At 70.0% G+C, this 26,787-nt stretch carries 1 protein-coding gene; it reads right to left on the reverse strand.

Annotation, left to right across the window (positions count from 1 at the left end; all coding sequences use genetic code 11):
• The gene (locus ACWFRB_RS10200) at positions 1-26,778 is read right to left on the reverse strand and encodes a non-ribosomal peptide synthase/polyketide synthase (RefSeq protein ID WP_452640724.1); all 26,778 of its coding nucleotides are present in this window, start codon (positions 26,776-26,778) and stop codon (positions 1-3) included.
• Between the last annotated feature and the right edge of the window lie 9 nt (positions 26,779-26,787).

Raw genomic sequence — 26,787 nt, forward strand, 5'->3', positions numbered from 1 at the left:
TCAGAATACGCCCCCAACCGGCACATCGAGGTGCTCCGCCAGCACCGGACCGATCACCGCGACCGCCTCCGGCTCGATCATCTGATTGTGTTCGCAGTCCACCTCGATCTCCCGGAGCTCGCCGGTGATCGCCTGCCGCCATTCCTGGGCGGAGTGCCCACTCTCCGACCTCACCGCGGTGAAGAACAGCAGGTCACCGTCGAAGAGCGCCGGGCTGAACCGGGACATGTTCTCGGCGGAATCGGCGAAGCCGTCGGCAATCCGCTCGAGGTGTGCCGCGGTCAGTCCCAGGTCCTGGCCCAGCGAGTCGTTGAGCAGCTCCGCGGCCCGCGCGTAGGTCAGGCCGCCGTCGCCCGTGTCCTCGACCTCGAGGCCGAGGCCGGCCAGCAGTTCCTCGGCACTCAGCCGCGGCTGGACCGGCTCCCCGGTCACCGCGTAACTGTCCATGAGGGCGAGAGTCGCGACCTCGTTGCCGGTGCCGCGCAGTTCGACCGCCATCGCGTGCGCCACACACCCGCCCAGCGACCAGCCCAGCAGGTGGTAGGGGCCCTGCGGCTGGATCGAACGCAGTTCCTCGACGTAGCGGTGCGCGAGCTGCTCCACCGAGTCGAAGTGCACGCCCTCGCTGATGGTCGGCAGCTGCAGTCCGTAGACGGGCCGATCCTCGGTGAGCTGCGCGGCCAGGCCGGCATACCCCCAGGACAGACCGATCCCGGGGTGCACGCAGAACAGCGGCGCCCTGCTACCGGTTGCGCGCAGGGAGATCACCACCGACAGCGCCTCCTCGAGGCCCGAGGCCCCGACCCCGGTGACCGCACCGTCCAGGTCCGCGATGCGCCGGGCGAGACCCGCGGGTGTCGGGTCGAAGAACATCAGTTGCAGCGGGATCGGGCGGCCGAGCCGCTCGTGCAGCTCCGCCATCACCCGGGTGGCGACCAGCGAGTTCCCGCCGAGGTCGAAGAAGCTGTCGTCGACACCGACCCGCTCGAGGCCGAGGATGGCCTCGAAGGCTCCGACGACGGCCTCCTCCAGCGGACTGCCCGGCGCCCGGAACCCCTCCGCCCGCGCACCGAATTCTGGTGCGGGCAGCGCATTTCGGTCGAGCTTTCCGACCGGCGTCAACGGGACCTCGCTCAGCACGCGGATCGACGAGGGCACCATGTACGCGGGGAGGAACGCCGCGGCATGGGCCTTGACCTCCCCCGGCTCGAGGGTGACGCCCTCGTGTGGCAGCACGTACGACACCAGGACGGTGTCGCCGGTGGGCCCGGCGTGCCCGATCGTGGTCGCGAAGCTGACCCCCTGGTGACCCATCAGCACGGCGTCGATCTCGCCCAGTTCGATCCGGAACCCGCGCACCTTGACCTGGAAGTCGCTGCGTCCGAGGTAGTCGAGGGTGTGGTCGGGCAGCCATCGCACGAGGTCCCCGGTCCGGTACATCCTCGACCCGTTCGGTTCGAACGGGTTGGCCACGAACCGCTGCGCGGTCAGCCCGCCCTTGCCGTTGTAGCCGCGCGCGAGGGCCGGACCGAACACGTACAGCTCTCCGGACACCCCCATCGGCACGGGCCGCAGCCGGGAATCGAGCACCGCCACACCGAAACCGATAGCGGGCCCACCGATGTCCACCGCCTTCCCCGAGATCATCGGCCCACCGACGGCTGCCTGCACCGTCGTCTCGGTGGGGCCGTACCCGTTGAACATCCGGCGTCCAGGGGCCCAGCGCGCGACGAGTTCCGGCGGGCACGCCTCGCCTGCGACGACGAGGACCTCCACGTTCTCGAGACCGCGATGGTCGATCGACGAGAGCGCCGTCGGGGTGACCAGCGCGTGGGTGACACCCTCGTCGCACAGCAGGTCGGCGAGCTCGGCGCCACCGAAAACGGTTGGCGGGACGATCACCAGTCGTGCGGCCGCCCCGAACGCCATCAGCAGCTCGTACACCGACGCATCGAAACTGGGCGACGCCAGGTGCGACACCCGCGACTCGTGCGTCACCTCGAAGAGCTCGCGCTCCTGCCGCGCGAGGTTCGCCAGCCCACCGTGGGTGACCACGACGCCCTTGGGCACGCCGGTCGAGCCCGAGGTGTAGATCAGATAGGCGGGGTGCACGTGCCGCAGCGGGGCGATCCGGTCGCGGTCGGTCAGCGGCGCGGACGAGTACCCGTGAACCCAGGCCTGCACCTCGGCCGCGTCGAGGGCCAGCCATGGCACGAGGTCCGGCAGGTTCGCCCTGCTTCCGCTCGCCGTCAGCCCCAGCAGCGCCCCGGAATCGGTCAGCATGTGGCCGATTCGCATCGCGGGATGGTTGGGGTCCACCGGCACGAAGGCAGCGCCCGCCTTGGTCACGGCCCACACCGAGAGCACCGATTCGATGGATCTCGGCAGCCCGAGCGCCACCACCGTCTCGGGTCCGACGCCCCGGTCAACGAGGGCACGCGCCAACCGGTTCGAGCGCTCGTCCAGCTCGCGGTAGGTCAGCGAGGATGCCAGGTAGGTCAGCGCCACCGAGTCCGGCCGGGCCGCGACCGCGTCGGCCAGCAACTCCGGCCAGGTCCGCGGCGGCTCGCCTGGCAGGCCCATCGCGGGTGCCAGATCTGCCCGTTCCGTGCCGACGAGGATCTCGATGTCACCGACCGGCCGGGCCGGGTCCGCGGCGACGGACTCGAGGATGCGCAGGAACCGCTCCGCGAAGCCGCGCACCGTGCCGGGGTCGAACAGGTCCGTCGCGAAGTCGAAGCCGGCCGTCATCCCCGCGGGTGTGCCGTCGGTGCCGAACTCCTCGGACAGCAACAGTTCCAGGTCCTCCTTCGCCACGTTCACCTCGAGATCGACGCCGGACACGGTCAGTCCTGGCAGCTCCAGCCGGGGTCGCAGGTTGTTCTGGAACTCCAGCGACACCTGGAAGATCGGCGAGTAGGAGGTGGATCGGATCGGGTTGAGCGCCTCGACGATCCGCTCGAACGGGACGTCGGCATTGCCGAACGCCGCCAGATCGGTCTCGCGCGCCCTGGTGAGCAGGTCGGTGAACGACGCGGTCCCGTCGACGCGGCTGCGGAGCACCAGCGTGTTGACGAACATCCCGACGAGGTCGTCGAGTTCCTCCTCCCCTCGGCCCGCGACCGGCGTGCCGATCGCGACGTCCTCGGTGCCGCCCAGCCTGCTGAGCAGGATGGCCAGCGCGGCGTGGACGACCATGAACACGCTCGTGTTGTTCTCCCGCGCCAGTGCGACCATGCGGCGGTGCAGGTCGGGTTCGACGGTGAAGTCGACACGATCGCCGTGGAAGGACTGCTGAACCGGTCGGGGCCGATCGGCGGGCAGCTGCAACACGTCCGGCAGTCCCGCCAGCGTCTCGGTCCAAAAGTTCAGCTGACGCGACGCCAGGCTGCCCGGATCGTCCGCGGAGCCGAGCAGTTCGTGCTGCCAGAGCGCATAGTCGGCGTACTGGATCTCCAGCGGCGCCCAGTCCGGCGCGCGGCCGTCGATTCGACAGGTGTAGGCGGTCATGACGTCGCGTGCCAATGGCGCCATCGAGAACCCGTCGGCGCAGATGTGGTGCACCACGATCGCCAGCACGTGCTCGTCCGGCGCCAGCCGGAACAGGGCGATGCGGTGCGGGACGGCGGTGGTCACATCGAATCCGGTCGCCGTGAATCGGCCGAGCCGGTCAGGCAGATCGGTCTCGTCGCCGAGATCGATGGGGGTGAGATCGGGCACGACCCCGGTCACCGGATGGATGACCTGGCGTGGCCCCTCGGTCGACTCCGGGAAGGTGGTCCGCAACGACTCGTGCCGGGCCACGACATCGGCGAGCGCGGTCTGCAGCGCGTGCAGATCGAGGGTGCCGGAGAGGCGGACCGCGAGCGGGATGTTGTACGCGGGCGAGGACGGGTCGAACTGGTTGATGAACCACATCCGCTGCTGGGCAAGGGAGAGCGGGATGTCATCGGGTCGCGGTCCCGCGGTCAACGCTGGCCGGGCGGTGCCGACCCCCGCGTGCCGTTCGACACGGTTGGCCAGCTCCCGCACGGTGGGGGCCTCGAACAGCGCGCGCACGCCGATCTCGGTGTTCAGCGCCGCGTTCAGGCGGGCCATCACCCGGGTGGCGGTCAGGGAATTGCCGCCCAGATCGAAGAAGTTGTCATCGAGGCCCGTTCGATCGCATCCGATGACCGCGGTGAAAACGTCCGCGACGGCCTCCTCGATCGGAGTCGTCGGGGCACGGAACTCTGTGGCGGCGAAGACGAAGTCGGGTTCCGGCAACGCCTTTCGATCGAGCTTGCCGACCGGGTTCAACGGGATCTCGTCGAGCACGGTGATCGCCGAGGGCACCATGTGCGCGGGCAGCCGGCTCGCGAGGTGCTCGGTGAGCTCGCGTGTCACCACCGGCGCGCCGCCTGCAGGCAGCACGTACGAGACCAGCACGGTATCGCCCGATCGTCCCGTGTGCCCGAGGGTCGCGGCGAAGGCGACGTCGGGATGGTCGGTGAGCGCCGTGTCGATCTCGCCGAGTTCGACGCGGAACCCGCGGACCTTGACCTGGAAATCGCTGCGTCCGACGTACTCGATGGCCAGATCGCCGCCCTCGGGGTCCCTCGTCCAGCGGACGATGTCCCCGGTCCGGTACATCCGGGCGCCCGGCTCGAACGGGTTGGCCACGAAGCGGCCCGCGGTCAGCGCGGCCCGCCGGTGGTAGCCGCGTGCCAGCCCGATGCCTGCGAGGTACAGCTCGCCCGCGACGCCGACGGGCACCGGTTGCAGCCTGGAGTCCAGCACCAGTTCCGCGACGCCGCGGAGTGGCCCGCCGATGGTGATCGGCTCCCCCGGGGTCATCGCCGCGCTGATGTTGGACATGATGGTGGTCTCGGTCGGGCCGTAGGCGTTGAACAGGCTGCGCCCTGGCGCCCACCTGGCCACCAGGTCCGGCGGGCAGGCCTCGCCGCCGAACACGACGAACTGGAAGTCGTCGAGGCCGGCGGGATCCATGGTGGAGAACGCCGCCGTGGTGATGAACCCGTGCGTGACCCGTTCCTCCGCCAGCAGCCGGGTCAACTCGATACCGCCGTAGACGGTCGGGGGAATCACCACCATCGTCGCGCCCGCTCCGCAGGCCTGCAGGTATTCGTAGATCGACCCGTCGAAACTCGGCGACGAGAAATGCAGTGTTCGCGAGGCGGGAGTGGCGTGGAACCGCTCGGTCTGCATGGCCGCGAAGTTGTCGAACCCGCGATGGGTGACGACGACGCCCTTCGGCACGCCGGTCGACCCCGAGGTGTAGACGATGTACGCGGCGGAGTCCAGTGTGATCGGCGCGATCCGGTCGGCGTCGGTCAGGTCCGCGCAGGAGGTTTCGGCACAGGCCGACTCGAACGCGGGGTCGTCGAGGGCTATCCAGTGCGCCGCGGCCGGGAGTCGATGCCGCTCGGCCGCCGTCGTCAGACCGAGGGTGGCGCCCGCGTCGGTGAGCATGTGCTCGATCCGCTCGGCCGGGTAGTTCGGGTCGACCGGCACGAAGGCGGCCCCGGTCTTGGCCACCGCCCAGACCCCGAGAACCGATTCCACCGAGCGTGGGATGCCAAGCGCGACAAAGGTCTCCGGCCCGGCGCCCTGTGCGATCAGGCGTCGGGCTATCCGGTTCGAGCGCTCGTCGAGTTCGCGGTAGCTGACCTCTCGACCCCGGAAGCTCAGCGCGATCGCGTCGGGGTCTGTCGCCGCGGCGTCCGAGAAGATCTGCGGCAGTGGGCGGATCGACCCGCCCGGATGCCCACGCACCGGTGCCAACTCGCGGCGCTCGCGCTCGTCGAGCACCTGTATCCGGGCCACCGGGAGGTCGAGGTCCAGGTGGTCGAGCATGCGCTCCACCCGCCTCGCGATGGACTCGACGCTGTCGCGGTCGAACAGATCGGGCAGGTACTCGAGCTTGAGGTGCATGCGGGAGTCGACGGATGCGACGAGGCACAGCGGGTAGTGCGCGGAGTCGGATCCCTCCACGTCGACCACCCGCATGCCCGCGATGTCCGTCTCCTCGGACAGTCCGGATCGGTCCACCGGGTAGGACTCGAACACGGCGAGCGTGTCGAAGCCGAGCCCCTCCCCCACCGCGCGCTTGATCTCGGGCAGGCCCATGTAATGGTGATCGAGCACGGCGGCCTGTTCGGTCTGGACCCGGTCCAGCAGTTCGCCGAGAGTCTCCCCCGGCAGCAGCCGGACCCGGACCGGGATCGTGTTGATGAACAGTCCGATCATCGACTCGATGCCGGAGATCTGCGGTGGGCGTCCGGACACCGTCGCGCCGAAGACGACGTCGTCGCGTCCGGTCAGTGCGCCGAGCACGATGCCCCACACCGCCTGTACGACGGTGTTGAGGGTCAATCCGCGCTCGCGGGCCAGCGCCCGCAGGCGATCGGTCTGCTGCTCGGTGAGCGAGAGCTGCACCTCGTTCGAGACAGTGGACACCTCGCGGCCGGGATCGGCAGGGACGAGCAGGGTCGGATCGGAGACCCCGGCGAGCGCGGTGGTCCATGCCGCGGTGGACTCGGCGGCGTCACGCTCCGACAGCCATGCGAGGTAGTCGCGGTACGAGCGGACACGCGGCAGCACCTCAGGGTCGCCGTCCGTCGCATAGAGCATCAGCAGCTCGCGCAGCAGCAGCGGGGTGGACCAGCCGTCGAGCAGGACGTGGTGGTTGGTCATCACCAGGCGGTAGTGCTCCGGTGCCGTCCTGATCATCGTGAACCGCAGCAGCGGCGCCCGCGCCATGTCGAAGCTGGTGACCCGGTCCGCGGCGAGCCGCGCCTTCAGCTCGGCCTCGCGCACCACCGGATCCAGGGCCGAGAGGTCGACCTCGGTCCACGGCAGGTCCACCCGGTCCTGGATGACCTGTACCGACCTGCCCTCCTCGTCCTGGACGAAGGCCGCCCGCAGGTTCGCGTGCCGGTCCAGCAGCGCCTGCCCGGCCCGGCGCATCCGCTGTGGGTCGACGGCCCCGCGCAGTTCAAGACCGAGCTGGACCAGATAGGAGTCGAGGCTGTCGTCGGACAGCAAGGCGTGGAACAGCATTCCGGACTGGAGCGGCGACATCGACCAGACGTCGGTCAGGTCGGGGTACCGGCTCTCGAGACGGTCGATCGCGGACTGGTCGAGGTCAACGAGGTCCAGGTCCGAGGGGGTCAGGCCGCCCGCGCGCGGGCCCGCGGCGTGTGTCGCCAGGGCCCGGAGCGCGCGGATCCACAGCTCCGCCACCTCCTCCACCTCGGCCGCGGTGAGCACGCCGCCGGGGAACGACCACGTCGCCCGCAGCTGTGGCCCGTTCTCGGTGACCCTGGTCATGGCGTTGATGTCCAGCACCGCCGCGACCGGCATCTCCGGGTTGTGCGGGTCGCCGAGCCCCGCATAGTCGACCGGCAGCCAGGCCGCCTCACCGGAGCCGCCTGCGGCGGCCGTCGCGAACCGGCCCAGGTAGTTGAAGCTGACCTGCGGCACCGGCAGCTCGCGGAGCGCGGCCGCCGACGCGTCGTCGAGATACCGCAGCATGCCGAAACCGATGCCGTGGTCCGGGATTGCCAGCAGCTGCTCCTTGACCGCCTTCACCGCGGCGCCCGCGGCGGGCCCACCCGCGAACGCGTCGTCGAGGTCGACACCCGAGAGATCGAGGCGCACCGGGAATATCGTGGTGAACCAACCGAGGGTCCTTGCGAGGTCGGCGCCGGGAACCACCTGTTCCTCGCGACCGTGACCCTCGAGATTGACCAGCGCACCGTCGGCCCACACTCCCCGCTCGCGCCGCCACCGGGTGATCGCCATCGCCAGCGCGGCGAGCAGGGCGTCGTTGACGCTGCCGCGGAACGTCTGCGGCAGCGAGGTCAGGACGGCCTCGGTCACGTCGGTCGGCACCGAGACCTCGACCTTCTGCACGGTCGCGTTGAGGTCGAGCGCGCGGTCCCGCGGCCTGCTGCCGAGCACCGGGTCCTCGGCCGCCAGCATCTCCCGCCACAGGTCCAGCTCGGCGATGCGCTCCTCGCGGTGCACCGCCTCCGTCAGCCCGTGGGACCACCGCCGCAGGGATGTCCCGACCGGGGCGAGCACGGGCTCGGCACCGGAGGCGATCTGCGCCCATGCGGCGGCCAGGTCCGGGACCAGGATGCGCCAGGACACCCCGTCGATCGCGACGTGGTGGGCGAGCACCAGCAGCCGGCCCTGTCCCTCGGGCGGGTCGAACCAGACGGCCTGCACCATCATCCCGGCCGCGGGGTCCAGCCGGTCGGCCGCCGCGTCCAGCTCGGCCGCGGCGATCGCGGTGAACTCCTCGCCCACCACCGACGGCACGGCGACCCGGCGGAGCATCCGGTCCCCGTGCTCCGAGCCAACGGGCTGCACCTCCAGGAACCAGTCGCCCCGGTCCGACCGCAACCGCGCGCGCAGCGCGTCGTGGTGGTCGACGACGGCCTGCACGGTGCGCCGCAACGAGATCTCGTCGATGTCGGGCGGCAGGGCCAGCACCGCCGCCTGTGCGTAGCGGTGGAACTCACCGCCGCGTTCGAGCATCCATCGCACGATCGGCGTGAGCGGAACCGTTCCGACGCCGCCGTCGGGGAGCTCCTCCAGCACCTCGGCCCCCGCGGCCTCCGCGACGCGGGCCACCTCGGCGAGCGCGGCGACGGTCTTGCGCTCGAAGACATCTCGGGGCGTGATGACGACCCCTGCGGACTTCGCCCTCGCGACCAGCTGGATCGACATGATGCTGTCGCCGCCGAGCGCGAAGAACGAGTCCTCGACGCCGACCGACTCGAGCCCGAGCGCCTCCGCGAACAGCTCGGCCAGCACCCGTTCCGCCTCGCTGACCGGGGCCCGGCTCGCCGTCACCCGCGCCCCGAAGTCCGGTGCGGGCAGCGCCTTCCGGTCCAGCTTGCCGTTCGCGGTCAGCGGCAACTCGTCGAGGACCACCAGCGCGGCAGGCACCATGTGTGCGGCCAGCACCTCCGCGGCGAAATCGGAGACGGCGCCTGCGTCGAGAACCGTGCCGGCCTCCGGCACCAGGTACCCGACGAGGCGGACTCCACCGCTGCCGTCGTCGCGGGCCAGCACCACGGTCTGCGCGACGCCCTGGCAGCGCAGCAGCGCGGATTCGATCTCGCCGAGCTCGATCCGGAACCCGCGGACCTTCACCTGGAAGTCGCTGCGGCCCAGGTATTCCAGCTCGCCATCGGCGTTCCACCTGGCCACGTCACCGGACCGGTACATCCGCGCGCCGTCGGCGCGGAACGGGTCGGCCACGAAACGGCCGGAGGTGAGGGCGGCCCGGCCGAGGTAGCCGCGGGCGGCCTGGGCACCCGAGACATACATCTCGCCCGAGACGCCGGGAGGGACCGGGTGCAGTCGCTCGTCGAGCACGTACACCCGGAGCCCGGGCAGACCCCGGCCTATGACGGACGCGGACGCCTCGGCCGCGAACTCCCGGTCCAGCGGGATGTGGCTGACGTGCACCGTGGTCTCGGTGATGCCGTACATGTTCACCAGCGCGGGGGCAATATCGCCATGCCTGCCGTACCAGCGGCCGAGCTGACCGAGATCGAGCGCCTCGCCGCCGAAGATCACGTACCGCAGGCTGAGCCCGGCCGGATCACCGCGCTCTGCCGCCACCCGGTCGGCCTCGGCCAGCTGGTAGAACGCGGTCGGCGTCTGATTGAGCACCGTCACCCGCTCGCGCCGCAACAGTTCCAGGAACATCTCCGGCGCGCGAGCGGTGAAGTAGTCCACGACCACCAGCGTGCCGCCGTACACGAGCGGGCCCCACAGTTCCCACACCGAGAAGTCGAATGCGTAGGAGTGGAACATCGTCCACACGTCCGTGTGGTCGAACCCGAACTTGCCCTCGGTGTTGGCCATGAGTGTCGCCACGTTCCGATGCGAGACGACGACGCCCTTGGGCCTGCCCGTAGACCCCGAGGTGTAGATCACGTACGCCAACGACGCCGGTGCCAGCACTCCGCGACGATCCGCGTCGGTGATCGGTCCGGAGGACAGGGCGTCGAGTCGGCTGACGACCTCCGGCGCGTCGAGCCGGACGGTCGGGATCGCCGACCCTGGTACCGACTCGGCGTCGGCCACCGTGGTCAGGACGCACACGGGCCGCGAGTCCTCGAGCATGAACGCCAGCCGTTCCGCGGGATAGGTCACGTCCACCGGCAGGTAGCCACCGCCCGCCTTGATCACCGCGAGGAGCGCGACGACCAGCTCGGCGGAGCGTGGCATCGCCACGGCCACCAGGTCCTCCGGCCCCACCCCGAGCGAGATCAGGTGGCGCGCCAAACGGTTGGCGCGGGCGTCGAGCTCCGCATAGGTCAGGGAGGTGTTCTCGAAGGTCACCGCGACGGCTGCGGAGTGCTCCGCGGCGCTTCGTGCGAACAGGTCCGCGAGGGTGACGGGAGGGACGGCAACGCCCTCGTCGCCGACGAGCATCCGATCCCGCTCGGCTGGATCCACGATGTCGATGTCGCCGATCGTGCGGTCCGGGTCGTCCGTGATCGCATCGAGGATGCGCTGGTAACGCTCGGCGAAGGTCGCGGCGGTGTCCCGGTCGAAAAGGTCTGTTGCGAAGGTGAAGCCGGCGCTCATGCCCGCGGGCTCGCCGTGATCGTCGTGATGTTCGCCGAGGGTGAGTTGCAGGTCGAACTTCGACACACCCAGGTCGTGGTCGACCGCATCGACGGCGAGTCCGGGCAGCTCGAGGTGGGCCGACAGGTTGTTCTGGTACTCGATCAACACCTGGAACAGCGGCGAATGCGCGGTGGAGCGTTCCGGCGCCAGCACGTCGACCAGTCGCTCGAACGGCAGGTCCGCGTTCCCGAAGGCCGCGAGGTCGGTCTCGCGAACCCGGGTCAGCAGGTCGGTGAAGGTCGCCGCTGCCTCGACTTCGCTGCGCAGGACGAGCGTGTTGACGAACATCCCGACCATGTCGTCGAGCTCCGCCTCGCCACGTCCGGCGACCGGTGTGCCGATGGCGATGTCCGCGGTCCCGGACAGTCGGGCGAGCAGCACCGCCAGGGCGGCGTGCGCCACCATGAACAATGTCGAGTTGTGCTGCCGGGCAATCGCTGCCAGCTCCCGGTGGATGCGCGGGCCGATCTCGAAATCGACCACCTCCCCACGGAAGGACCGGGCGAGCGGACGCGGCCGGTCCGCGGGCAGCTGCAGCAGATCGGGCAGCCCGGTGAGGTTCGACGTCCAGTAGGCGAGCTGCTGGGAGATCACCGAGTCGGGGTCGTCCTCCGATCCGAGCAGCTCGTGCTGCCAGAGCGTGAAGTCGGCGTACTGCACGGCCAGCGGGGCCCACTCGGGCTCCCGCCCCTCCACCCGAGAGCTGTACGCGGTCATGACGTCGCGGGCCAACGGCGCCATCGAGAAGCCGTCCGCGGCGATGTGGTGCACGACGACCGTGAGCACGTGCTCGGTCTCGCCGAGTTCGAAAAGGCCCGCGCGCAACGGGACCTCGCGCGTGACATCGAATCCGGCCGAGACGAAGGACGCGACACGATCCGTCAGGTCCGCCGCGGCCACCTCCACCGGAACCAGATCCGGCCCGGCCTCCGCGGCGCCCACGATCCGCTGGACCGGCTGCCCGTCGATGGTCGGGAACTCGGTGCGGAGCGACTCGTGCCTGGTCAGCACGTCGCGGACCGCGGCGCGCAGGGCGATCACGTCCAGCCGGCCGGTGAGCCGGATGGCGAGGGGGATGTTGTACGCCGACGAGGCGGTGTCGAACTGGTTGATGAACCACATCCGCTGCTGCGCCAGCGAGAGCGGGATGCGGTCGGGGCGAGGGACCGGACGCAGCGCGGGGCGATCCCGCCGGTCGGCCGTGTGGTGCTCGATGGCGGTCGCCAGGCGGTGCACGGTGGGCGCCTCGAACAGCGCGCGCACGCCGATGTCCGAGCCGAGCGTGTCGTTGACCCGGGCGATGACGCGGGTCGCGGTCAGCGAATTGCCGCCGAGATCGAAGAAGTCGTCGTCGACACCGATCCGATCGGCACCAAGGACGGCGACGAACACGTCCGCGATGGCTTCCTCCGCCGGGGTCGACGGTGCCCTGAACTCCGCGGTGGACAGCACGTACTCCGGTGCGGGCAGCGCCTTTCGATCGAGTTTTCCGACCGGGGTCAGGGGGATCTCCTCGATCATCACGATCGAGGACGGCACCATGTGTCCTGGCAGGCGCGTGGCGGCGTGGGCGGTGAGCCGAACGGCGAGGTCGGTCGCGGATCCGTTCGCGGCGGCCACGTCGGGGGCAGGCAGCACGTAGGCGACCAGCCTGGTGTCCCCGGACGGACCGGTGTGACCGACCGTCGTCGCGAAGTCGACCTCCGGGTGATCGGTGAGCACGGCGTCGATCTCGCCGAGCTCGATCCGGAACCCGCGGACCTTCACCTGGGAGTCGGCGCGCCCCAGGTACTCGAGCCTGCCGTCGTCCGTCCACCGGGCGAGGTCGCCGGTTCGGTACATCCGCGAACCGGGCTCACCGTGCGGGCTCGCGACGAACCGCTCGGCGGTCAGCGGCCCGCGGCGATGATAGCCCCTGGCCAGACCGGCTCCGGCGACGTACAACTCGCCAGGCACACCCACAGGCACCGGCTGCAGCCGGGAGTCGAGGACGACCTCGGCGACGCCACGGATCGGGCCGCCGATGGTGACGGCCTCGGCCGCCGACATCGCGTCGCTCATGTTCGTCGCGACGGTGGCCTCGGTGGGGCCGTACGCGTTGAACAGCCGTCGCGGCGCCGTCGCCCACTGGCCGACCAGCTCGCGCGGAACGGCCTCGCCACCGACGACCACGGAGGTGAACTCGTCAAGGCCGTCGGGTTCGATCGAGGCCAACGCGGACGGGGTGAGGAAGCCGTGCGTGACACGCTGGGCGCGTAGCAGTTCCGCGAGTTCGGCACCGCCGTAGACGGTCGGCGGCGCGATCACCATCGTCGCGCCCGGCCCGAACACAAGCAGGTACTCGAGGACCGAGGCGTCGAAGCTGGGCGAGGAGAAGTGCAGCACCCGTGAGGTCGCCTCGGTCCCGCAGCGGGCCCGCTCCTCGGCGGCGAAGTTGTCCAGCCCCCGATGCGTGACCACGACACCCTTCGGCATGCCCGTCGATCCCGAGGTGTAGATCAGGTAGGCCGGATGGTCGAAGCGCAGCGCGGTGATCCGGTCGGCATCGGTGACGGGAGCCGCGGACATGCGCGCACAGTCGCGCACGAAGTGAGGATCGTCGATCGCCATCCAGTCGACCCGGCCCGGCAGCGCGTCGCGTTCGGTCGTGACGGTGAGCCCCTCGGCCACGCCCGCGTCGGTGAGCATGTGCGCGATCCGCTCGGACGGGTAGTTCGGATCCACCGGCATGAAGGCCGCACCGCTCTTGGCCACCGCCCACACCGCGAGCACGGACTCGATCGATCGGGAGATCGCAACCGCCACAAAGTTCTCGGCACACGCTCCACGTTCGATCAGGACCCTGGCCATCCGGTTCGAGCGTTCGTCGAGTTCACGGTAGGTCATCGAGTCGTGGGCGCTGATCACCGCGACCGCATCGGCCCGGCGGGCCGCCGCGTCGGCGAGCAACTGCGGCAGCAACCGGATGGACAGTCCCCTCGGCCCGTGTACGGGCGCGAGCCGATCACGCTCGGCGGTGCTGAGCAGGTCCAGCCCGGCCAGCGTGGCGCCGGGATCGGCGGCGACCGCCGCCAGTACCCGGACCACCCGATCCGCGATGGATTCCACCCCGGCTCGATCCAGCAGGTCCGGCAGATACGTGAGCCGCAGCCGCAGTTCCGCATCGGCGGAGGCGATCACGGTCAGCGGATAGTGCGTCGCATCGCCACCCTCGATCACATCCGCGATCCGCATCCCGGCGATGTCGGTGACCTGGGACAGCCCGTCCCGGTCGACGGGATACGACTCGAACACGGTGAGGGTGTCGAAGCCGAGCCCGGATCCGACCGCCTGGGCGATCTCAGGAAGGCCGAGGTGGTGGTGGTCGAGCAGGGCTGACTGTTCGGTCTGGACTCGGCTCAACAGCTCACCGAGAGTCTCGTTGGGGTCCAGGGTGATTCGAACCGGCAGCGTGTTGATGAACAGTCCGACCATGGTCTCGACGCCCGCGATCTGCGGTGGCCTGCCGGAGACGGTGGCCCCGAACACCACGTCGTCCCGACCGGTCAGCAGCCCGAGCACGATCCCCCAGGCCGCCTGCACCATGGTGTTCAGCGTGACCCCGTGCGTCCGGGCCACCTCGCGCAGCGCATCGGTCTGATCCGCACCGACCGAGGCGTACACCTCCTCCGGGACGGTGCTCACCTCGCGACCGGGCTCCGCGGGGACCAGCAGCGTCGGGTCCTCGACGTCGGCGAACGCGCGCACCCAGGCCCCGGTCGAATCCGCGACATCTTGGCGCGCAAGCCATTCCAGATAGTTCCGGTACGGCGCCACCCGCGGGAGCACGCCGGTGTCGCCATCGGTGGCATAGAGGACGAGCAGCTCCTTGAGCAACAACGGTGTCGACCAGCCGTCGAGCAGGATGTGATGGTTGGTCATGTAGATCCGGTGCCGGTTCGGTGCCGTCTTGATCAGCATGAACCGCATCAGCGGCGGCGTCGCCATGTCGAAGCTGGTGTCGCGGTCCGCCGCGAGGACCGTCGCGAGCCGTGCCTCGAGCACAGCAGGAACCTCCTCGGACAGGTCGAGTTCGACCCACGGCACCTCGACATGCTCGGCAACCAACTGCACGGGCTCGGCGTCGCCGTCCTGGTGGAAGGCGGCACGCAGATTGGGGTGCCGATCCAGCAGTGCCTGCGCGGCGCGCCGCATCCGCTCCGCGTCGACGACGCCGTCCAGTTCCAGCCCGAGCTGGACGAGGTAGGCGTCGACCGACTGATCCGACAGCAGCGCGTGGAACAGCAGGCCCTTCTGCAGCGGGGCCATCGACCACACGTCGGTCAGATCCGGGTACCGGATCTCGAGCCGGTCGATCGCGGCCTGGTCAAGCGACACCAATCCGAGGTCCGAGGGCGTCAGGCCACCCGCTCCGGGAGACACTGCGTGGCCGGCGAGCGCCGTGAGCGCCGTGACCCACAGCTCGGCGAGCTCCCCGACCTCGTCCTCGGCGAGGACTCCGGTGGGGAACGCCCAGGTTGCTCGCAGCTGGGGGCCTGCGGCGGTCGTCGCGGTGACCGCATTGACGTCGACGGCCGCCGCGACGGGCAGCCGGGGATCCGTGACGCCTGCGAGGTCCCCCGCGTCCTCGACCGGAAGCCAACCGGTGTCACCGTGATCGGATGTGGCCGTGGTGAACCGGCCGAGATAGTTGAAGCTGATCTGGGGTGTGGCCAGCTCGCCGAGCACCGAGGCGGCCGTGTGGTCGAGGTGGCGCAGCATCCCGTACCCGATGCCGTGATCCGGGATCGCCAGCAGTTGCTCCTTCACGGATTTGATCGCCGCACCGGCGGCCGGTCCACCGGCGAACGCGTCGTCGAGGTCGATGCCGGACAGGTCGAGGCGGACCGGGAAGACCGCGGTGAACCAGCCGACCGTGCGGGTCAGGTCCGCTCCCGGCACCACCTGTGCCTCACGACCGTGGCCCTCGAGGGTGACGAGCGCGCCGTTCGCTCGCACGCCCCTGTTCTCGCGCCACCGGGTCAACGCCAGAGCCAGGGCGGTGAGCAGGCCGTCGTTCACGCTGCCGTGGAATGCCGAGGGCAGCGTGGTGAGCACCGCCTCGGTCACCGCGGGCGGGAGCTCGATCTCGACCCTCGCCACCGTGGCATTGACGTCGACGGCCGGATCGAGCGGCCGCGACCCGAGCAAGGGGTCCGGTTCGGCCAGCATCCGGACCCAGGTGTCCAGCTCGTCGGACCGGTCGCGCGCTGCGTCGACCAGCGCGTGTGCCCAGCGACGCATCGAGGTGCCGACGGCCGCGAGGTCCGGCCGCTGACCCGCCTCCACCTGCGCCCATGCGGTCGCGAGGTCGGGTATCAGGACCCGCCAGGACACCCCGTCCACCACGAGGTGATGCGCGACCACGAGCAGTCGGCCGACCCCGGCGGGGGTCTCGAACCACGCCGCCTGCAGCATGTTCCCGGCGGACGGGTCGAGCCGGCGCTGTGTATGCGCGAGCGTGTCGGCCACCCCGGCGGTGAACTCCGGACCGGTGACCGCATCGACCGGGATCCGGCGGAGCACCGTCTCCGGCGACACCGCTCCGGTCGGCCGCACCTCGAGCCCCCAGCCTCCCGGCCCGCCGTGCAGGCGGGAACGGAGCATGTCGTGGCGGTCCAGCACCGCCTGCAGCGCGCGTTCGAGCACGTCGCGGTCCATGCCCGGCGGGAGCGTGAGCAGTACGGACTGGGAGTAGCGGTCGAAGTCGCCCCCGCGGTCGAGCAGCCAGCGCACGATCGGCGTGAGCGGAACCTCGCCAACCCCGCCGCCGGGGAGTTCGTCGAGCGTCGGCACCTCGGCCGTCTCGCCGACCACGGCCACCTCGGCGAGCGCGGCGACGGTCTTGTGCTCGAAGACATCCCGCGGCGACAGGAACACCCCAGCCGTCTTGGCGCGCGAGACCAGCTGGATCGACATGATGCTGTCGCCACCCAGGGCGAAGAAGGAATCGTCGACGCCGATCGACTCCACCCCGAGCACCTCGGCGAACAGCCCGGCCAGCAGGCGCTCGGTCTCGGTGACCGGCGCCCGGCTCTCCGTCGTGCGGGCGCCGAAATCGGGCGCGGGCAGCGCCTTCCGATCGATCTTGCCCGCGGGCGTCAACGGAAGCTCGTCCAGCACCACCAGCGCGGCAGGCACCATGTGCGGCGCCAGTACCTCCCCGACCGAGGCCAGGACCTCCGCGGCACCGAGCTCGGCGCCCTCCTCGGGCACCACGTAACCGACCAGCCGCGCGACACCTCGGCCGTCGCCGGAGACGGTGACCACCGCGTCGGCTACCCCGTCGCAGCCCCGCAAGGCGGATTCGACCTCGCCGAGTTCGATCCGGAATCCGCGAACCTTGACCTGGAAGTCGCTGCGGCCCAGGTAGGCCAGTTGGCCGTCGGGACGCCAGCGCACCACGTCACCGGTGCGGTACATCCGGGATCCGGGGTCGCCGAAGGGATTCGCCACGAACCGGTCCGCGGTCACCCTCGACCTCCGGTGGTATCCGCGGGCCAGCCCGGGTCCCATGACATACAGCTCACCCGCGACACCCACAGGAACCGGGTGCAGGCGCTCGTCGAGGACCGCGACGCCGCACCCGACCGGGGGCCGTCCGATCGCGACCGCCGTGCCAGGGACCATCGGATCGCTGACGCTGGCCACGACGGTGGCCTCGGTCGGGCCGTAGGCATTGAACATCGTGGCAGTTGTGGCCCACTGGCGCACCAGTTCCGGGGGGCAGGTGTCACCGCCGGTCACCACGCATTCGAGGGCGTCGAGGGCGGCCGGGTCCACGGAGGCGAGCGCGGCTGGGGTGACGAAGGCGTGGGTGACCCGCTCGCGGGCGAGCAGTTCGGCCAGTTCCGCGCCACCGTAGATGGTGGGCGGCGCGATCACCATCGTGGCACCAGCGCCGAAGGCCAGCAGCAACTCCAGCACGGATGCGTCGAAGCTCGGCGAGGAGAAGTGCAGTGTCCGCGAGGCAGGGCCGACGCCGAACCGGGTGCGCTCATCGGCCGCGAAGTTCGCGAGGCCACGGTGCGTGAGCACCACGCCCTTGGGGACGCCTGTCGACCCGGAGGTGTAGATCAGGTAGGCGGGGTGCCCGAGCAGCAGCGGCGCGCGCCGGTCGGTGTCAGTGACCGCCGTTCCCTGCTGCCCGTCGATCTCGGCGCCGAATCCCGGGTCGTCGAGGACCAGCCAGTCCGTGGCGTCCGGCAGCTGCGTCCGCGACCGCGCGACCGTGAGACCCAGAGCGGCCCCGGAATCGGTCAGCATGTGCTCGATGCGTTCGGTCGGATAGCTCGGGTCCACCGGCACATAGGCGGCACCCGCTTTCGCCACGGCCCACACCGACAGCACCGACTCGATCGACCGCGCCATGCCGAGCGCCACGATCGATTCCGGGCCGACGTCCCGGCCGATGAGTACCCGCGCCAACCTGTTCGAGCGTTCGTCCAGCTCGCGATACGTCAGACCCTCGCCATCGCATATCACCGCGACGGCATCGGGATCGATCGCGGCTGCGTCCGAGAGCAACTGGGGCAGGGTGCGCGGCGGCACCCCTGCGGGTCCGGTGACCGGCGTCAGCGACCGGCGCTCGCTCGGATCGAGCAGCTCGATGTCCCCCACCGGAATCGACGGATCGGCGGTCGCGGCCTCGAGGACCCGGACGAACCGCGCGGCGAGGCCGTCGACCGTCGCCGAGTCGAAGAGGTCGGTGGCGAAGGTGAACGCGGCCGCCACCCCCGCGGGGGCGCCGTCGCCGTCATAGCGCTCGTCGAGGGTCAGCTGCAGATCGAAGTTCGCTGTGACGGAATCGAGTTCGACGGGCTCGATGACGAGCCCTGGCAGCTCCAGTCGCGCCCGTTCGGTGTTCTTGAACTCGAGCATCACCTGGAACAGCGGGGAGTGCGCGGTCGACCGTTGCGGGGCGAGGACGTCCACCAGGCGCTCGAACGGGAGGTCGGCGTGACCGAACGCGCCGAGATCCGCCTCGCGCACGGACTCGAGCAACTCGGCGAAGGTGGCCGACCGCTCGACGCGGGTGCGCAGGACGAGGGTGTTGACGAACATGCCAACGAGGTCGTCGAGCGCAGCCTCGCCGCGGCCGGCGATCGGCGTGCCGACCGCGACATCGTCGGTGTCCGCCAGCCTGCTCAGCAGCACCGCCAGGACGGTGTGCATCGCCATGAACACACTCGAACTGCGCTCCCTCGCTGTCGCGACGAGCCTGCGATGGGTGTCGGCGTCGATCGAGAACTCCACCCGGTCGCCGCGCGACGAGCGCTCCGCGGGCCGTTGCCGGTCGACCGGCAAGGCCAGCACCTCGGGCAGACCGGCGAGCGTCCGCGTCCAGTAGTGCAACTGCCGCGCGATCAGGGACTCGGAGTCCTCCTCGGAGCCGAGCAGCTCGCGTTGCCAGAGCGCGTAGTCGGCGTACTGCACCGGCAGCGGTGCCCACTGCGGGGACTCGCCCGCCATCCTGGAGCTGTACGCCGCCATGACATCCCGGGCCAGCGGGACGAGCGAGAAGCCGTCGGCCGAGATGTGGTGCACGACGACGACCAGGACGTGCTCGGTCTCGCTCAGTTCGAACAGCGCCGCCCGCAACGGAGCCCACGCGGTCACGTCGAAGCCTGCGGCGACGAACCGGGCGAGTTCCTCGGGCATCGCATCAGGTGGTACTGCGATCGGTGACAGGTCCCCCACCACGTCGACGGCGTCGACCACCACCTGCATCGGCTCCCCGTCCACGAGCGGGAACATCGTGCGCAGTGCCTCGTGCCGGTCGACGACGTCGAGGATGGCCTTTCCCATGGCGTCCGCGTCGAGCGCACCGGAGAGCCGGACCGGCAGTGCCACGTTGTAGGCGGCGGACGACGTGTCGAACTGGTTCATGAACCACATCCGTCGCTGCGCGAGCGAGACGGGCACCCGCGACGGACGAGGGGTCGCAAGCAAGGCGGGACGCTGAGCCGCCCGTGAACTCTCGGTCTCGGCGCGCACCGCCAGCGCAGCCACCGTCGGGGAGTCGAAGAGTTCGCGCACCCCTATCCGGGTGTCGACTGCCGCGTTCACCCTTGCCACCAGCCTGGTCGCCACCAGCGAGTTCCCGCCCAGGTCGAAGAAGTTGTCGTACACGCCGATCCGGCCGAGGCCGAGCAGGTCCGCGAAGATCGACGCGATGATCTCCTCGATCGGGTTCCGCGGCGCCACGAACTCGGAGGTCTTGGCCGCGAACACCGGTTCCGGCAGCGCGGAGCGGTTGAGCTTGCCGGTCGAACCGAGGGGGAATTCCGCCAGCACCATGAGCTGCGCGGGAACCATGTAGCCGGGCAGCCTCGAGGCGACACGTTCGATCACGTCGTCGGTGTCGATCTCCATGTCGCGCTCGGCGACCAGATAGCCGATCAGCGAATCGCCCGTGAGCGCGTCGCTGTGCATCGTCACCGCCGCCTGCGCCACCGCGGGGTGTTCGAGCAATGCCAACTCGATCTCGGACAGCTCGATACGCAGACCCCGCAGCTTGACCTGGAAGTCGGTGCGACCGATGTACTCGATGTTCCCGGTCTCGTTCCACCGCACCAGGTCGCCGGTGCGGTACATCCGCTCGCCCGGCGCGAAGGGGTTGGCCACGAAGCGGTCCGCGGTGAGGTCCGCGCGACCGACGTAGCCGCGCGCCAACTGGACACCGCCCAGATACAGCTCGCCGGCGACGCCCACCGGGACCGGGTTCAACCGGCCGTCGAGCACGTAGACCCGGGTGTTCCACACCGGCGCGCCGATGGGCACGACAACTTCGTCCGCGGCGCTGCACGCCCAGTACGTCACGTCGACAGAGGCCTCGGTCGGTCCGTACAGGTTGTGCAGCTCCGCGCCGCTGAACTCGCGGAATGCCTCCGCCGCCGACGGCGCGAGCGCCTCGCCGCTGCAGAACACCTGCCGCAACGACCGGCATCGGGCCGGATGCGCGCCAGCGGTGAAGGTCGCCAGCATCGAGGGAACGAAGTGGATCGTGGTCACCCGTTCGGTCTCGATCAGCCGCGACAGGTAGTCCGGATCGCGATGACCGTCGGGCGCGGCGACCACCAGCCGGGCGCCGGTCTGCAACGGCCAGAAGAACTCCCACACCGAGACGTCGAAGGTGGCCGGGGTCTTCTGCAGCACGACGTCCTCGGCCGTGAGGGGGTACCGGTGCTGCATCCACGACAACCTGTTGGCGATCCCGCCGTGCGTGACCGCGACGCCCTTCGGCCTGCCGGTGGAGCCCGACGTGTAGATCACGTACGCGACGTCGTCGGCGTGTACGCGGCCGAGCCGGTCGGCGTCGACGATCGGCGACGGATCCTGCGCGCCGAGGTCGAGCCGGTCGATCTCCACCGCCTCCAACGACTCCGGGAGCGCGGCGCGATCGGCGTGGGTGGTGAGCACGCACACCGGCCGGGCACTGCCCAGCACGTACTCGGTCCTTTCCTCGGGATGATCGGGGTCGATGGGTACATAGGCGCCGCCCGCCTTGACCACCGCGTACATGCCGACCACGAGTTCGAGGGAGCGGCGCATGGCGAGGGCGACAGTCGACTCGGGACCGACCCCCAGTGATATCAGGTGACGGGCAAGCCGATTGGCCGCAGCATCGAGCTCGGCGTAGGTCAGCCGGTCCGGTCCGAACACGACGGCGACCGCGTCGGGTGTGCGCGCGACCTGCGCCTCGAAGAGGTCGCCGAGGGTGGTCGCAGGCAACTCCCGCTCGGTGGCGTTCCAGTCGGTCAGCACCTGCGAACGCTCGCTCCCGGCGAGGAGGTCGACATCACCGACCGTCACCGCGACGTCCTCGGTGACCGACTCGAGCACCCGGACGAAACGCTGCGCGAACCGGCGGACGCTCGGCGCGTCGAACAGGTCGGTCGCATAGGAGAACGCCGCCTCGATCCGGCCCGGCGCGCCCTCGTCGTCATAGGACTCGGTGAGGGTGAGCTGCAGGTCGAACTTGGCGGTCCCGTTGTCCAGCGCCTCCACGTCCACGATCAGGTCGGGTAGTTCGAGTCGCGTGTGGCCGGTGTTCTGGAGCACCAGCAGCACCTGGAACAGCGGGGAGTATGCGGTCGACCTCGTCGGGTTGAGCACCTCGACGACCCGCTCGAACGGGACGTCGGTGTGGCCGAACGCGTTCAGGTCAACCGTGCGGGTCTGCTTGACCAGCTCCGAGAACGTCACCCCGGCATCGACGGGTGTGCGGAGCACCAGTGTGTTGACGAACATGCCAACCAGGTCGTCGAGCGCGGCCTCACCCCTGCCCGCGATCGGGGTTCCGATGGAGATGTCTGATGACCCGCTCAACCGCGCCAACAGGACCGCCAAGGCGGAATGCAGCACCATGAACAGGCTCGAATCCATCTGCCCTGCTCGCGAGATCAGCTTGTTGTGCAGCTCGGCGGAGATCGTGAACTCCTCGACCGCACCCCGGAACGACTGCTCCGGCGGGCGTGGACGATCCGTGGGCAGCTCGAGCACGTCGGGGGCGCCCGTCAGCGCGGTCGTCCAGTAGTCGAGCTGGCGCGAGATCAGGCTGTCGGGGTCGTGTTCGTCACCGAGCAGCTCGCGCTGCCACAGGGAGTAGTCCGCGTACTGCACCTCGAGCGGAGCCCAGTCAGGGGCGTCGCCGAGCCTGCGGGAGTTGTACGCGGTCATCACGTCCCGCGCGAGTGGCGCCATGGAGTAGCCGTCGGCGGCGATGTGGTGGACGACCAGGACCAACACGTGCTCGGCCGGTCCGAGGCGGAGCAGCTCGGTCCGGACCGGGAACTCGGTGGTGACATCGAAGCCGGTCGACGCCAGCCCGGTGACCATGTCGCGCAGACCGCTCTCGGACACGGGCACCGGCGTGAGATCAGGCACCACCTCGGCGGCGGGCCGGATCAGCTGGAAGGGACCGTCGGGAGAGTCGGGGAAGACGGTGCGCAGCGACTCGTGCCGTTCGACGACATCGGCCAGCGCCCTCGCCAACGCGTCGGGGTCCAGTTCGCCCGCGAGGCGCACGGCGATCGGGATGTTGTACGCAGGCGAGGTGGGGTCGAACCGGTTGATGAACCACATCCGTTGCTGCGCAAGGGAGACCGGAATCCGATCGGGTCGCTCCCCCGCCACCAGCACGGGCCGGTCCGAATCCCGGCGGCCGATCGAATCGATCCGCGCCGCGAGCGTCTGGACCGTGGGTGCCTCGAACAGATCCAGCACCCCGATGTCGCTGTCGAGGACGGCGTTGATGCGCGCGACGACCCGGGTCGCGATCAGCGAGTTGCCACCGAGGTCGAAGAAGCTGTCCCTGGTACTGATCCGCTCGACGCTGAGAACCGTGGCGAAGACCCCGGCGACCGCCTCTTCGCTGTGGGTTTCCGGGGCCAGGAACTCAGCGGTCGAGGTGACGAAGTCCGGTGCGGGCAGCGCCTTCCGATCGAACTTCCCCGCGGGCGTCATCGGGATCTCGTCGAGCAGGACGATGCTGGACGGCACCATGTGCCCCGGCAGCCGGGCAGCCAGGTGCGCGGTCAGCTCGGCGGCGGCGATCGCGGCGTCGTTGGTTGGGTGCACGTACGACACCAGCACGGTGTCCCCGAACGGGCCGGGGTGACCGACGGTGGCGGCGAAGCTGACGTCGGGGTGTGTGGTCAGCGTGGCGTCGATCTCGCCGAGCTCGATCCGGAAGCCCCTGATCTTCACCTGGAAGTCGCTGCGTCCGAGGTACTCGAGGGTGTGGCCGTGCCCGTCCTCGGTCTTCGTCCAGCGCGCGAGGTCTCCCGTTCGGTACATCCGGGTGCCGGGCTCACCGAACGGGCTGGCCACGAAGCGGTCCGCCGTCGGCACCGGCCGCCGGTGATAGCCACGGGCGAGACCGGTGCCGGTGACATAGAGCTCACCGGGCACCCCCGCGGGCACCGGGTGCAGTCGGCTGTCGAGCACCACCTCACCGCATCCGAGCGGGGGCCTGCCGATGGTGACCTGTTCACCGGGGGTCATCCGGTTGCTGATGGACGAGACGATCGTCGTCTCGGTGGGTCCGTACGCGTTGAACATCCGATGGCCGGGCGCCCACTGCTGCACCAGTTCCGGCGGGCAGGTGTCGCCGCCGGTGATGAGGCACTCGATGTCGTCGAGGCCTGCGGGGTCAACGGAGGCCAGCGCGGCCGGGGTGACGAAGGCATGGGTGACCCGGCGTCGGCCGAGTAGTTCGGCCAGTTCCGCGCCGCCGTACACGGTCGGCGGGGCGACCACCATCGTCGCGCCCGCGCCGAAGGCCATCAGCAATTCGAGGACGGACGCGTCGAAACTCGGCGACGAGAAGTGCAGGGTTCGCGAGGCCGGGGTCACGGCGAAACGGTCACGCTCCTCGGCCGCGAGGCTGGCGAGTCCTCGGTGGCTCAGCACCACGCCCTTGGGCACACCCGTCGAGCCCGAGGTGTAGATCAGGTAGGCCGGGTGGGTGAGCAGCAGCGGGGCGCGACGATCCTCGTCCGTGACCCGCGCTGGCGAGTAGCGCTCCAGCTCCTCCTCCAGGCCGGGTGTGTCGAGCACCAGCCACGGCACCGCGCCGGGGAGTCGGTTCCTGCGTTCGTCCACGGTCAGGCCGAGGGCGGCACCGGAATCAACGAGCATGTGCTCGATGCGCTCGGCCGGATAGTTCGGGTCGACCGGCACGAACGCGGCGCCCGCCTTGGCCACCGCCCACACCGACAGCACGGACTCGACGGACCGGGCCATCCCCAGCGCCACTATCGATTCCGGGCCCGCTCCCCGATCGATCAGCATCCGCGCCAGCCGATTCGAGCGCTCGTCGAGCTCGCGGTAGGTCAGGATCACGTCCTGGAACACGAGTGCCGCCGAATCGGGGTCGATGTGCGCGGCGTCGGCGAACAGCTCAGGCAACGTCCGCGGCGGCACCTCCTGGCCCCCGAACACCGGCGCCAGGGCGTCGCGTTCGTCGGAGTCGAGTAGTTCTATGTCCCCCACCGCGATCGACGGATCCGCGGTCGCGGCATCGAGTATCCGGACGAACCGGGTCGCGAAGCCCATGGCGGTGTCCGGATCAAACAGGTCGGTGGCGTAGGTGAACGCGGCCGACATGCCCGCAAGGGCGCCGTCCGCGTCATGCCGCTCGGCGATGGTCAGGACCAGATCCACCTCACCGGCGATACCGTCGGCCTCGGCCGATTCGACTGTGAGCCCCGGGAGTTCGAGATGTGGTCGCCGCGTATTGCGCACCTCGAGCAAAACCTGGACCAGGGGCGCATAGGCCGTCGAGCGGACCGGACAGACCGTCTCGACGAGACGCTCGAACGACTGCTCGGCATGGTTGAAGGCGCTGAGCTCGCCGAGGCACGCCTCGTGCAGGAGTTTGCCGAACGAATCGCCGCCGTCGACCCGCGTGCGCAGGACCACCGTGTTGTCGGAGGACTCGACGGTGCCGTCCACGGTCGCGGCGCGGACCGTGACCGGGGTGCCGATGGCCACGTCGTCTGTGTCGCCGAGCCTGCTCAGCAGCACCCCCAGCACGGCGTGCACCGCGGTGAACACGCTCGAGCTCCGATCCCGGGTCAACGAGATCAACCGCTCCTGGAGGTGGGCACCGATGTCGAACTCCACACGATGGCGTCGGTCCGAGAGCACTATCGGGCGGGGTCGATCCGTAGGCAGCGACAGCACCTCGGGTATCCCGGAGAGGACTCGCGACCAGTGGGCCAGCAGCGACGCAGCCTTGTGCTTGCGCCCGCCCATCCGGAAGCTCCTGGCGTGGATCTCCATCAGCCTGGTGTCGGGATCGGCCGCGACGAAACCCTCCAGCATCTCGACGAAGGCGTGGTGCCGCGATCGCAGATCGTCGCCCTCGTAGAGGTTCGGGTTACCCCGGAAGTCGATGACGGTGCTCGGCGGACTGCCGCTCTGATAGATGTTGACCAACAGGTCGTCGACCGGGCCCGAGGTCATGATGCGGTTCTCGCCTACGACGGAGCCGAGCGTGACCTGTTGACTGAACAACATCACGTTGACCATCGGGGCGTGCAGCGACCGTTCGCCGCTGCGCCCGGCATCCCTGCGGATGTCCTCGAGGCTGCAACGCTGGTGCCGCAGCGCACCCATCAACTCGAGATTGACCCGCTGCACCAACTCGGCGACGGTGTCGCCCGGTCGCACGCTCAGCCGCAGCGGCACCACGTTGACCAGCATCCCGCCGGATCGGTGCAGAACGGAGGTGGTTCGCGCCGAAACGGGGATGTTGACCAGGACTTCCTCGGAGCCGGTCATCTGGGACAGATAGCAGGCGAATCCCGCGATCACCACGGCCGCCGCCGTCGCGCCGCGCCGGAGGTCGGAGTCCTCGAGCAACCGGACGGCGTCGTCGGTCAGGGGCGCGCTCGCGAGCATGCTGCGTGCGGCGGCGGGCGCCACATCCGCCACCAGGCTCGAGCCCTCCTCGATTCCGCGGATCCGATCGGCCCAGTACCTGCGGTCCGACTCGAACCGGCTGGACGTCCGGTACTTCATGTCGAGTTCGTACAGATCCGTCAACGGAGAGCACTTGGCCGGACCGGCGTCCTCGCCCTCCACCGCGGCGGTGTACAGCGCGGCGATCCGGTTCATCACGGTCGCCCCGCCGTAGCCGTCGAGCGCGACGTGGTGAATCCGGCTGTACCAGAGGTAGTCCCGGTCGCCGACCTGCAGGACGGTGATGTCGAACAGGCGGTCGGTCGCGAGGTTCACCGGGGTCGCATAGTCCCGGTGCATCCACTCCTCGGCCGCCGCGGCCGGATCGTCCTCGCCGCGGAAGTCCACGAAACCGAGCGGTAGGCCGATGGATTCGTCGACGAGTTGGAACGGTTCACCGTCGACCTCGATCACCCGGAGATAGGGCGACTGGAACTCGTGTGCCGCGGTCTTCGCCGCCTGGTGCAGCACCTCGAAATCGAGGTCCCCGTGCAACTCGATGAACTGGGCAATGGTGATCGGGACCGTCGGGGTGAGCTGCTGGGCGAACCACATGGCACGTTGCGCCGAGGAGAGGGGAAACGCTCCGGCCGGAATGTTGGTAGCCACCGCGGGCCC

This window comes from Rhodococcus sp. NPDC055112 (assembly GCF_053607505.1).